This is a genomic window from Domibacillus antri (assembly GCF_001936625.1).
GTDB classification, from domain to species: domain Bacteria; phylum Bacillota; class Bacilli; order Bacillales; family Domibacillaceae; genus Domibacillus; species Domibacillus antri.
On record NZ_MSDU01000043.1, the window covers coordinates 1 to 12,141 of the forward strand.

At 40.1% G+C, this 12,141-nt stretch carries 12 protein-coding genes and 4 pseudogenes; 7 read left to right on the forward strand and 9 right to left on the reverse strand.

Annotation, left to right across the window (positions count from 1 at the left end):
- Positions 1-492: 492 nt before the first annotated feature.
- The 4 genes and pseudogenes from BTO30_RS14620 to BTO30_RS14635 all read right to left on the reverse strand — a co-directional run bounded on the left by BTO30_RS14620 (position 493) and on the right by BTO30_RS14635 (position 4,812).
- Positions 493-1,850: pseudogene (locus tag BTO30_RS14620) on the reverse strand (IS1182 family transposase).
- 56 nt (positions 1,851-1,906) lie between these two features.
- Positions 1,907-2,971 (reverse strand): S-layer homology domain-containing protein, encoded by a 1,065-nt coding sequence (locus BTO30_RS14625; protein ID WP_075399450.1) that lies wholly within the window; start codon positions 2,969-2,971, stop codon positions 1,907-1,909.
- 256 nt (positions 2,972-3,227) lie between these two features.
- Positions 3,228-3,947 (reverse strand): annotated as a pseudogene (gene tnpC, locus BTO30_RS14630) (IS66 family transposase); the annotation flags it as partial.
- Positions 3,948-4,059: 112 nt separating this feature from the next.
- The gene (locus BTO30_RS14635) at positions 4,060-4,812 is read right to left on the reverse strand and encodes an iron-containing redox enzyme family protein (protein ID WP_075399451.1); all 753 of its coding nucleotides are present in this window, start codon (positions 4,810-4,812) and stop codon (positions 4,060-4,062) included.
- Between the two features lie 250 nt (positions 4,813-5,062).
- Here BTO30_RS14635 and BTO30_RS14640 point away from each other — a divergent pair, with 250 nt between their 5' ends.
- The 7 genes and pseudogenes from BTO30_RS14640 to BTO30_RS14660 all read left to right on the forward strand — a co-directional run bounded on the left by BTO30_RS14640 (position 5,063) and on the right by BTO30_RS14660 (position 9,093).
- Positions 5,063-5,644 (forward strand): CGNR zinc finger domain-containing protein, encoded by a 582-nt coding sequence (locus BTO30_RS14640; protein WP_075399452.1) that lies wholly within the window; start codon positions 5,063-5,065, stop codon positions 5,642-5,644.
- A 164-nt stretch (positions 5,645-5,808) separates the two neighbouring features.
- Positions 5,809-7,044 carry an MFS transporter gene (locus tag BTO30_RS14645; protein WP_075399453.1) on the forward strand — a complete coding sequence of 412 codons (1,236 nt, stop codon included), beginning with the start codon at positions 5,809-5,811 and terminating at the stop codon, positions 7,042-7,044.
- Between the two features lie 32 nt (positions 7,045-7,076).
- Entirely contained in the window at positions 7,077-7,310 is a 234-nt protein-coding gene (locus BTO30_RS18045) for a DUF1450 domain-containing protein (RefSeq protein WP_075399454.1), read from the forward strand.
- A gap of 6 nt (positions 7,311-7,316) precedes the next feature.
- Positions 7,317-7,841, forward strand: a complete 525-nt coding sequence (locus BTO30_RS14655; RefSeq protein ID WP_075399455.1) for a YfiT family bacillithiol transferase — start codon at positions 7,317-7,319, stop codon at positions 7,839-7,841.
- Positions 7,842-8,086: 245 nt separating this feature from the next.
- A complete protein-coding gene (locus tag BTO30_RS18050; protein WP_245796496.1) occupies positions 8,087-8,224 on the forward strand; it encodes a hypothetical protein in 138 nt (45 codons plus the stop codon).
- A complete protein-coding gene (locus tag BTO30_RS18055) occupies positions 8,172-8,477 on the forward strand; it encodes a hypothetical protein (protein WP_425429471.1) in 306 nt (101 codons plus the stop codon). The genes BTO30_RS18050 and BTO30_RS18055 overlap by 53 nt, the downstream gene beginning before the upstream one ends.
- A pseudogene (locus BTO30_RS14660) lies at positions 8,422-9,093 on the forward strand (IS4 family transposase). Before BTO30_RS18055 ends, BTO30_RS14660 begins: the two are co-directional and overlap by 56 nt.
- A 17-nt stretch (positions 9,094-9,110) precedes the next feature.
- Here BTO30_RS14660 and BTO30_RS14665 read toward each other — a convergent pair.
- The 5 genes and pseudogenes from BTO30_RS14665 to BTO30_RS14685 all read right to left on the reverse strand — a co-directional run.
- A complete protein-coding gene (locus tag BTO30_RS14665) occupies positions 9,111-9,836 on the reverse strand; it encodes an ABC transporter permease (protein ID WP_075399456.1) in 726 nt (241 codons plus the stop codon).
- Positions 9,837-9,840: 4 nt separating this feature from the next.
- Positions 9,841-10,563, reverse strand: coding sequence for an ABC transporter ATP-binding protein (locus BTO30_RS14670; RefSeq protein ID WP_075399457.1), 723 nt, complete (start codon positions 10,561-10,563; stop codon positions 9,841-9,843).
- On the reverse strand, positions 10,564-11,034 hold the full coding sequence (locus tag BTO30_RS14675; protein ID WP_075399458.1) for a DUF3021 domain-containing protein: 471 nt from the start codon (positions 11,032-11,034) through the stop codon (positions 10,564-10,566).
- 13 nt (positions 11,035-11,047) lie between these two features.
- Positions 11,048-11,488 carry a LytTR family DNA-binding domain-containing protein gene (locus BTO30_RS14680; protein WP_075399459.1) on the reverse strand — a complete coding sequence of 147 codons (441 nt, stop codon included), beginning with the start codon at positions 11,486-11,488 and terminating at the stop codon, positions 11,048-11,050.
- Between the two features lie 221 nt (positions 11,489-11,709).
- Positions 11,710-11,980, reverse strand: a pseudogene (locus BTO30_RS14685) (IS110 family transposase); the annotation flags it as partial.
- Positions 11,981-12,141 lie beyond the last annotated feature (161 nt).

Consider the following 12,141-nt stretch of genomic DNA (forward strand, 5'->3'; position numbering starts at 1 on the left):
CACAAAATTATTGACGGTCCCTTTTAAAATCTCGACTTGATTTCTCTTCATTCAAAGGTCTTGAACATTTTGAAATAGATTTCTTAATTATAAGTATCAAAGACTCGCGCTATTGTTCTTACTATTTATGATAATATATTCTTCTTGAAAGCTGTTTTAGATTGCTAAGAAATAGACAAATTCTATATTACGTTAAATATGGTTCTATTTTACCATATCCTGAATTTTAAGAGGAGCTTTTATCGATTTTTGTAATAAAGTGAGAGCTGTTAGCATCTAAAGTTGGTGATCCTATAAATGATGATTAATTTAAAAAGGCAGAAACGTTAATTTAATAACGCTTCTGCCTTTCGGAGTGTCGACAAAAGGGACTTGGAATGGCCTTATTCCAAGTTCCTTTTCAAATTTTAATGAGATTTTTGCGGAATTGGGCTGTAAAATGAGTTGGAAATGTGCATTTCTGCTCTTGATGCCCCCTTCGGGTGGCTGATTTTATGCTGTTGCTGGACCTTTCCATGTCCAGCAGGCTAGCTTCTTCAAATTCATGGCAGCAAAAGTTAGCATCGCCTGCATGGACAACTTTTTAAGCCCCCTCAGGGTTGTCCATCGCATACCATGCTTTTCTTTCGCATCGGCAAAGACACGCTCGATCGTTTCTTTGCGCCGCGCATAAATTTCTTTTACTTCTGGAGTGTGGCGAAGATGGTTTGCCTCTTCTACGTGATCCTCCCAAATATGTCGCTGAATCAACTTCTGATGATTCTGGCTTTCCGTACACTGCCCCAGCAACGGGCAGCTCGCGCACACGAAGGGATTAGACTTCTATTGGCGATAGCCTTCTTTCGTTGTTGTCGTGTAGCGTAATATCTCTCCTTGCGGACAGATATAGCAGTTGTAGTATTCATCGTAGACATACTCGCTTTTTCCTATGAAGCCTTTCTTCGTTTTTGGACGTGTATAAGGAAGAGCAGGAAGGATGCCTTGTTCGAAAAGGAAGTTCGCAATCGCCGGTGTTTTGTAAGCAGCATCTGCCGCAACCGCAAACGGCTTTTTGATTTTCTCCATAATCTTCTCCACCAACGGCTGGAGGATGTGGCTGTCATGGACATTTCCAGGCGTCACGATCGTACTCAGCACGAATCCTTTCTTATCTGTCGCTGCATGAAAGGAATAAGCAAACTGTTTCGTGCGTTCATCCTTCACGTAGTAGCACTTTCAGGGTCTGTCGTACTCTGCTTGATTTCCTTCATATCTTCCTTTTCGAATTTCTCCGTCGGAAATGGCTTCTTACCATTATCAATCCGGTCCTGGTTTAGCTCCTCCAGTAGCTTGGCTTCATAGGCACGTGTCTCCTTGCGTACCATTTTCTTCTCGAATTTGCGCTTATTCGCGCTGGCCTTGACGTGTGTAGAGTCAATAAAGACATGGTCAGCACTGAGCAACCCTTGGTCCGCAATTTCCTTCAGGATGCGGTAGAAAATCTGCTCAAAGACATCCGTGTCTTTGAAACGGCGCTCGTAGTTTTTTCCGAAGGTGGAGAAATGAGGAGCTTCTGTGTAGAAGCCAAACCCAAGAAACCATCGGTACGCCACGTTCGTTTCGATCTCCTTAATCGTCTGGCGCATGGAACGAATGCCGAATACATACTGAATAAACGTCATTTTTATTAAAACAACTGGATCTACACTAGGACGACCCAGTGTTGAATACAAATTTTCAACCAATGGATAAATGAAGGAGAAATCAATCGCCGCCTCAAGTTTCCGAACAAGATGGTCCTGAGGCACCAGCTGGTCCAACGCAATTACTTCTAATTGATCCCGTTCTGTCTGATTATTTTTCGTCATCATTTTCCATCACCCCGAGCAAAATTTCTTATTTCTATTGTGAAAAATAAAAAGACTGCTTATTTCAATTCAAAAATAATGTCGCCTGTGTTTGTTGGTTTTGGGTCTAAATAGAAATAGAATCCTTTCGCTGTTACCGGCTTTTTCGTATTGCGAACTTGATTCACAATTTTCATAAATTCTTCTTTGTTGAACGGTGCATCTTCCCAAATCAGATAACTAATGAGTAAATCTTCTTCGTACTTAGCTGCAACATTGCGAAAATTATAACGGACGCCTTTTTGAAATTCCGATCCGCTTTGTTTTTTCAAACGTTCTTTTGAAAAGGCCATTCCGTAATCTGTGTCCCATGTACCAAGAACCGAATATGTGAAGTGGATTCCTTTCACATAAATTTCATCCCCCAATTTCGGGTTTTCCGGAATTGGCGTGTTGATTGGCGTTGTCGTTGTTGGCGGCGGTGTTGGGGCTGGCAATGCTTCCCCATTCAACACTTGTAGCATCCGGTAAATCGAAACAGCCGTTTCCGCACGATTTCCTACGGTCTGACCAGAGAAGTTCTTACCGCTGTATGCTCCCATAACGTTGTAGTAATACAGGCGTTGCACCGATGTTTGGGCGTAGGCACTAATACTTTTCGTATCACTGAAATCAAGTTTTTTCGTTTTGGTGAACGATCCTTTTAACTGCATGGCACGGTTCAGCATGACCGCCATATCCTCACGAGTGACTTTCACATTCGGCTTAAATGTGCCGTTGGAAAAGCCCTTGATGATCCCCGCCTTGTTTGCACGGCTCACACCGTCATACAGCGCCATTGATTTGGATACGTCTTTAAATTTGCTGTCGGCTTCCGGCAGATTCAAACTCCGTGCAACAAATGCCGCAAACTCCGCACGTGTGACTTCCTGTGACGGGCGGAATGTGCCGTCCGTGAATCCGTTTATCATACCCTTCTCCATTAGTGCGGCAATTTCTTCTTTCGCGTAATAGCTGTCCGGCACATCCTTGAATGAAGCAGAGGCAGCTTCTGCACTGATCAGTGGCACAGGCAGTCCGTCCGGCACCAAGGCTGTTCCGATCATCATAGATGCGAGGGCCTCTATGATTCGTGACTTTTTCATTTAATCTCCCCCATTCTTATCTATCGTTTACAAATTATGTTACCAGAAAAACAAAAAGTAATGGACCTATTTTGATAAAAAACAAGTAAATTTTTTCACCAAGTTTATTACATTGAGAAATCAAGTTTAGTTACCATAATAAATAACCATAGAAGTTTTTCTATAGAGCAAGGTAAGCCCGAAATATAAAAAATAGCGCACCTTTCTGGTACGCACGACGAATAGCCAACTATCTGAAATTTTTTCGGACAGTTGGCTATTTTGTACATGTCACTTGGATGTTTTTTGACAAAGGCATGTAGTTATGTAAAATTTCAGGTTACTGGTGAATGGGTAAATTCGGTAGCTCCATCAATAGCTTCACAAGATATTTGTAGAAATCGATGCCGTTCGCTTTTGCTGTTTCTGCTAAACTTAAACAGATGGCATTCTCTTTCGCGCCAGCTTCACTCACAGAGAAAAGCCAGTTTTTACGTCCAATCACATTCGGACGAATCGCATTTTCCGCTGGATTATTATCCATTTCAATGCGACCATCCAATAGAAATGCCTTTAACCCCTGTACTCGATTTAATGTGTATTCCGCTACTTTTGCGAGTGCATTTTTTCCGAAGAAAGGCGATTCATCTACCCATTTTAGAAACTTTTCTACAATCGGCTTTGAATGTTTTTGCCTTGCTTTTCGACGTTTCCCAGGTGAAAGGTGTTTGAATTGACGTTCTAATTGATAGAGTTGGTCACAATAACCCACACCGATTTTGCCGTTTTTGCTATCGGCTTTCAGCCAATAACGTCGAACATGCGCCCAGCAGTTGGCGAATGTGACATTAGGTAAACGACCGTAGGCAGAATAGCCATCACAAATCACTGTTCCTCTAAAACCAGCTGTAAAATCTTCTAATACAGCACGGCCTCTCGATAAAGCACTTTGGAAAAGAATGATGATGGGACCTTGGCTCGGCACACTTCTGTACATGAGGAACCGTCAATAATTCCAGTCCCTCTTTAATATGATTTTGACAAACCGTTAACATGTTATCCCCCGTAACAAGCACGTAGAATGGCCTCGCTACTATTTAAATTGTTGTTTATTTTTGTGGGTTTAGTAAAGTTCCATCTAAATCAAATTCAGGCATTCTATTTACACCGATCCAAGAATTTAGCATAAAGCCCCATAGAGAGATACCCTCTAAAGCCTTACGCACAATTACTTCTTGGCGGAAAGGATCTTTCGCCTCTTCAAGATGATCCAAGCCAAGAATCGAATGATGTTCATCTGCTTCTACATGAACAGTAAAATAAGGATCATTTGCATTTAACTCGTCTAATTTTTCTGTCATTTCGATGAAGAAATGATTAGAGCAGCGTTCAATGCCTGAATTTAAACATGCTAACCACTTTGAGCGGTCTTGTTCAATTGCCATTTGGTAAACCAAGTTTACGCATGCATTAGTGGCCACAGTTGGGATAACTTCCTCGATTTCTGAACGATCTTTTAGAATGCCTTGTTTTAGCATCCATTCCATAAGCATTTCATGGTGCTCTGCTTCACCATAAATATGTAAGGCGTAAAATGGCATCATATGGTTTTCTTTAAGAGAGGTTAAACCAAGCATTAAGCCCATTACTTTTGGAAAAGTAGCTGAGTGATACCACAGCTGGATTACAACTGGTTTTAATTCTTGTACAGATTTTACGTTTTTCAACCATTGAAAGAATGGTTCTTTTAGAACTTCTTCGGATGCTTTAATGATTGGATCAGCAACCCAAGAATGTTGCTTGCGTACTCTTTCAAGTTCTTCTTCCGTTACCACGTGGTACTTTTCTGCTGTTAGTTCCATTTTCAATACTCCCCATTCAATAAATTATCGACACTAACCATTTATATTTTTAATTACCGGTTAGTACATGTAAATCTTAACCGTTTAACCATATCCTGTCAATACATTTTTTAGTAGTTAATGAAAAAGAATCCATAAAATGTTTGTGCCATAATATTTTTTCTTGTATTGATAAGGAAAAACTTACCTGTGCGCACAAAATTTAATATTGTGGTAGCATAGAGTTAGAAAATAAAGAGAAAGTAGAAAAATGATGGAAATAAAAAAATTCCCGCTTATATCTGGCTATCTTTCTCTTGATTTAGTAAACACAGAACTCGTAAGGCGTGGGCAGCGTCACGATTTATTGATCGTAGAAGAAGATGTAATAGACTGGTTAAAAGAAATGCAAAAGACAACGCCTGTTATTGATGAAGAGCTCATTATAAAAGCTGAAGAGAGAAAAACAGATGTATTATCCGCAGTTAAAGAATTTCGGTTGTTTTTACGAGAAAATTTTGAAGCTATTGCGGATGAGCACCCTATCTCCAATGAATATACCTCTTTTTTAGAAAACAAAATCGGACAGGCCCCCTTTGCCTACAAACTCATTCAAAATAAACTTATTCCCCGCCCTATAGGGAAAGTGGAAGACATCATCTTATCCCACGTTGCCTTCGACGCTCTAAACCTAATCGTTAATAGGAAAATGCATAAGCTTAAACGGTGTACAAATCCAGAATGCGTATTATTATTTATAGATGAAAGTGGCCGACGTAAATGGTGCGCTATGCAGATTTGTGGAAACAGAACGAAAGTAGCGCGCTTTCAAGACAAACAGTCAAAAAAATAATCCGAATGAATTTGTAAGAAAATGTATTCGGTTACAAAAGCCAATGTCTTTTTGTTAAGCGAATAATTAACCATTAATTTTTATATTGACAGGTTAGTAAACACCCTTTATGCTCGTATTAACCATTAAAGGAAATATTTAGAGGTTAGTTAGGAGGAGGGAAAATGAATAATCCTTTTATTGGAAAACGCATTGTTTTTATTGCATTTTTAACCTTAACAGGTGCCTTTGGGTTAAACTTAACGGCTGGTCAATTTTTTGCACCGTTAAACCAGGTCTACGGCTGGGGATTAACAACTCTTAGTTTAGGGGTTTCCCTGAATATGCTAATGTGGGGGCTCTTTCAGCCGTTGATGGGAAAACTGATTGATCGATTTGGACCAAAGCCAGTGATTGCAGGAAGTGCATCTTTAATGGGAATCTCTTTCTTGCTTTCTGCCACAATTACAGAGATCTGGCAATTCTTTTTATATTACGGAGTTTTCACTGCTATTGGTTTTGCAGGCTGCGGCTCAATGGCAAACTCTGTTTTAGTTTCCCGATGGTATGTGCAAAAAAGGGTAGTCATGCTTGCACGGAGTTCAATGGGTATGAATATTGGCCAGCTGCTTCTATTGCCTGTTGCTGGTGTCTTAATCGCAAGCACAGACTTCCGAATTGCTTTTATTGTGCTGGGCCTTATCATGTTACTAATCGTTGTTCCATTCGTTTTAGTTGGAGTCAAAAATAGCCCTCAATCAATTGGGCAAAACCCAGACGGAGACATTACATTTAATTTTACACCGCCTCAAAGTGCTCCATTGTCAGAAGCATTGCGCAGCAGTGAATTTTGGCTGGCTACTTTAGCATTTGCTACCTGTGGTTACTCACTGTATATGGTTGCGATTCATTTGCCAAAGTATGCAGTGGACTTAGGAGGAGGAGTTGCTCTAGGCGGACAGATTCTCGGAATCGCGGCAGCGGCAAGTGCAGTGTCGATGTGGATGACAGGACAGTTGTCCAAAAAATATGGGAAAAGAACCTTGCTGATTGGACTTTATTTCATTAGGGCTATAGCTATGGCGCTATTAGCTAATTCGACTACTATTCCGGAATTGTATATATTTGCCCTTCTGTACGGAATTTCATCTATGCCAATTATTCCACTTGTCACAGGTATTATTAGTGAACGTTTCGGAGCCAATGCTTTAGGTAGCATTCTTGGTTTCACTTGGCTTCTTCATCAAGTATTCGCGGCATTAGGGGTCTTTTTAGGGGGTTATTTCCGTACACTGTCAGGAAGTTATCACATTTCATTTTGGTCAAGTTCAGCGATGTTATTGCTTGGTGTTTTGCTTACTATTGTACTTAAAGATCCTTCCACAAAACAGAACACCGGCACTGCCCATGTTCCTCAATAAAATATACCAATTAGGGAAGGGTTGCTTAGGTAGTGATTGAGAAAGTTTCATTCTGTTCTAAAAATCTTGTCCGCTTTTCTGGAATTGTCCAGGAAAGTATTGAAAAGGTTCAAGATCCAAAGATGGATACAAAAATTCATAAATGTCTTCGGAATTGCAGAAGCTGCAGCAAGCGTCCGTTCATTTTAATTAATGATTTAAACTATATTCACGGACTAGATAATCAAGATTTGTTAAAGAAAATAAACGCGGAAATAGGGAGGTAAAGTTGAATGAAGGAACTTCGTTACCCAATAGGCAGGTTTATTATTCCTGAAAACATAACTGATTCGCAACGCCAGCAATGGATACAGGAAATCAGGGAAGCTCCTGGCCAGTTAAGAAAAAGTGTAAAGGACTTAACAAAAGAACAGACAGATACCCCATATCGTGAAGGAGGGTGGACCATTCGGCAGGTAGTGCACCATATATCAGATAGTCATCTAAACGGATATGTTCGTTTCAAACTGGCACTTACAGAAGAGCAGCCACTAATCAGAGGATATATACAAGAAAAATGGGCAAATTTAGAAGACACCAAAAAAACGCCTTTAGAAGTTTCAATAAGCCTTTTAGAATCTTTGCATGAAAGATGGATAGTATTACTAAATTCCTTACAGCGACAAGACTTTATGAAAGAATTTAATCACCCTGAATCCGGATTAGCAACACTCGAAACTGCTCTCGGTTTGTATGCTTGGCATGGACGTCATCATATTGCCCAAATTACTTCACTAAGAAAACGCCAAGGTTGGTAAAAGTGATTAAAAACATTCTTAACCATTTAGGTAGAATCACTTTTACGCGAAAGAATTAATTTTGGAAAGGGAAGTAAAACTCTAATGAATCAGCAATGTGTTTTTAAATTAAGCGATACGGAAAGAGACTATTTATATCACGCCTGTTGATTTGGCATAATTTGGCATAAAACCCCACAAAAAGAGATGCACTCTTATAAAATGTAAGTTACCACACAAACATTTTTAGAAAAGAGGCCTCCCTTATGACTAAGAATACCACGTTCCTTAAGCTGATTCAAACCATTCTGACTGACGAAGACATCAACGAACAAGGTCAATTTCCGGGCTGTGACAGAGTACATGATCATGGCTGCTGTTCATGGATGGACAGGTTATCGTGAAGCAACGGATGTGGGTCCTTCAGCACGTCTTATCCAGCTTGAACACTCCTCCCTGTCCAAAAAGCTGAAAGAGCTGGATTATTCTTTCATAAAAGCGGTGTTCGAACGGATTGTTCAGCGGCTTAACCGCGCTGGGCAGTGGAAAATGAAGCTGCCGAACCGCCTGCTTCTCGCCCGAAACCGGCATGCCGGTCAAAGTGGTCGAAACAACCGACCTCAAGCACGACGGCCCTATTGGCGAACAGCTGGCTGATAAGCGGTTCGTGCTGGTCGAGGACCGGGCTTATTTCGCGATCAAACGGCTGGACCGCTTTCGCAGAAGCGGACAGGACTTTGTGATCCGCATGAAGGACAATGTCGTGCTTTCCCGCCCGAAATCCCTGCAGCGCCAGTGAGTAGAAGGCTCTAATGTGACACGCGACATTACCTGCCAGCTCGGAACCGAACAGTCCCGTTCGGAAAAACGCCACCGTGTTGTGTTTTTCACAGATGAGGATGGGCATGAGATCCGTGTGGTTACCAGTTTGATGACCGTTTCCGCTGAAGACATCGCGGCCATGTACAAGGCACGCTGGGGCATCGAGTCGTTCTTTCGCTGGATCAAGCAGAACCTGAATGTGCCGACGCTATTTGGCACGACCGAAAATGCCGTGTATACGCAGCTTTATGCAACGCTGTCCGCGTATGTGCTACTCAAGTGGCTGCACCAGCAGGCAGAGCGTGCTGTACTAAAGTCGTCCCTATCCTTCGCAGGCTTTCAGAGCCTGCTTCTTTGTAATGGGTTGCCGGTTCAGTGGCAGTCTCCTATCGCAGAAATTCTGTATCAGAAACGAGAGACTCATAGGACCAGTTTGTCTAATTTTGGGTAATCAACAGGCGTGTTTATTTAGCTTTTCATTTTCTTTTTAAAACCCCATACAGAAATTACGAAGATAATGATCGTATAGCCAATTACCCATAATAACGGTAGGATAAGATCAGCGTACTCACCAGATAAAGCAAATCGTGTAGCATCAACCGCATGAGCAAATGGCAATGCATAACCGATTGTTTTAAATGTACCACCAATCATGTCTAGCTCAAACCAAGTACCACTTAACCATGTTGTAACGTTGACGAAAATTGCAAAAATCCCACCAACTTGCTTATCCGTAAAGTACGTGCCAAGTAATAGACCAAATCCAATATAAAGCATTGCAATGATAATGAGGAGAATCCCGGCACCTAGTACATTCGCATTAAAAGATAAGCCTAAGAAGAATGCTGAAATAAAGCAAATGACAATTTGGAGAATCGCCACCGCTATTAGGGGAAGAGCATATCCCATAATATAATCAGTCGCAAACAATGGTGAAGCAAAAATTCGCATTAAAAACGAACTGCTTTTATCTTTTCCAATCAGCATCCCTGAAAATAATGTAATGAAAGAAAAACTAAAAACGATCACGCCCGGTGTTAAGTTTTCTATACTATAAAGGTCAAAAGGCATATTTTTTTGCATGATTGAAAAAAGACACATAATAATAATCGGGAGAGAAATCCCAAAAAGGAGTGTCAGAGGATCTCGAAAAATCTCCTTACAATTACGTGAAGCAAATGCTAAATATCTCATTAGGTTATATCTCCTCTTCAGTTAGTGTAAGGAAGATATCTTCTAAAGAAGAATGTCCCGTATTTTCTTTTAACTCATCAATCGTTCCAAGTGCATGCAATTTACCACCATGTATAATGCCGACGCGGTCAGCAAGTGCTTCTACTTCTTCTAGATAATGTGTTGTTAATACAATCGTGATTTTCCCCTTTAGTTCAAGTAAAATCTTCCATAAATCACGTCTAGAACGAACATCAAGTCCTAGTGTCGGCTCATCTAAAAAGATGATTTGGGGATTTGAAATGAGTGCCATCGCAATACTTAGTCGGCGCTGCAACCCACCTGATAATGTTTTTGCTTTATTTTTTGCACGCTCCAAAAGTCCAAACTTTTTCATCATTTCCACAGCTTTTTGCTCAGCCTCTTGCTTAATACTACCGTAGATACTCGCAATAAAAACTAAATTTTCCTTTACAGAAAGATTTGGAGCTATCGCAGTTTCTTGCGGTGAAATATTTATTTTTTGTTTAACTGCCGTAGGGTTTTGGACAATACTATCTTCTAACATCAGTGCATCTCCACTTGTTGGTGTACTCAAGCAACTAAGCATTTTGATCGTTGTTGTTTTCCCGGCAGCATTTTGCCCTAATAGTGCAAAAAATTCTCCCTTCTCAATCGACAGTGAAAGATTGTCGACAGCTGTGCGCTCTTTATATTTTTTCGTTAGATTTTTTATATCAACGGTCATTTATTTATCACCTTTCCCCTCTAATTGCTTGGATTTAATCGCAGCATTAATTTGTTTAATATCATTTTTTGAAATCATGTATTGAACAACCCATGTGATAACATACGTACCTAAAAAATTAAGGAAGAAAATCAGTGTGTTTATGGACGTTTTTGGCATCCAAAGTAGCATCACAATTGGTATCCATACTAGTGCTGTTATGCATAAATGAACGCTGTACTGTTTCAGTAAATTCCACTTAGCTATGTTAAAAACGAGCGAACTTGTAGCGAATGTAACACCAATAATCCCTGTTAACAATATTTGCACGATGACAGCTGTCGTCTCACTAACAAAGAAAGATCGAAAATGATCCACAACTGGCATATATTCTCCCTGTCCTAAATTGAACGAAATAATGATTTGTACGATTTGTCCGATAATCACGCCGATGACAAAACCACCAACCATTCGACTAACTAATTTTTTCACGTTGTTTTTCACCTCATATTCCGAACAGTTTCTTAATTTTTGAAACATAGCGTCGAGAAGCATATGTTTTGATATTCCCTTTTAATAACACGCCAATTGTTCCAGTCATACTAATATCCATATTTAAAATCATTTTAATGTTAACGATCTCTGAATTTGAAATACGAACGAAAAATTGACTATCTAGTTTCTCTTCCAGTTCATAAACCCGAGAGCGAACGACAAAGATACCAGCTGCAGTTTGGAGAAATACCTTCTTTTTCTCCGAATAGATTCTAATGATATCTTTACATTCGACAATTTCAACACCTCTATCTGAAAATACAGCTAATGAATCCATATAGGTTTCCGAAAGACTCTTCATCATATCAGATATCTCATCTGTCATTTTGTCAGTTAGGATGATGATTTTCGGCTCTTTATAAGATGGATCTATTGACACTTCAAATTTCACTTCATCACATCCCTTTCACTCAATTTAAATATAAAAACTATCTAACATACTGTAAATGGATTTTCGATAATCGGTTGTTTTTTCACGATAACTGGTCAAAAGGCAAATATAAGAATTCTTTATAGATACTACAGAAACATATCTCTATACAATAAATAAGCACACAAAAACAAGCCCTCTGTGTGCTGCTTCTATATATAAATGATTTGATTTTATCCATTGAGAAAATAGGCGTGGTTCATCCAGTAATGGCCGGTTGGCTCAATACCAACAAGAACCTGCTTTTTTTCCGTGTTCATTCATCGCCTGTCGAATTTGACGATAAAAGCTTTCGAATCCTTCATGCGATTGGCGCACGGGAAACGATTTTTTCAGAAGTTTACCGCGATCATCCACCATGCAGGCATAGTGAATGCGTTTGGCGATGTCCACCCCAATCACAAGGGTGTCTTCGGTGACTTGATTGAATTTTTCATTTTCAGTAAAATGCATATGGAGTCCTCCTTGGTATCTACATTAGGGGTCAAATCGCCTAGACTTGACACTCCGCATCATACCAAGAGGGCTCTTTCTATTTCAAGCCCCTGAAAACTCTTCTAACAGGAATGCTCCTTCAGTTGATAGATTCATCATGTATTTGGCATTTAACTGAT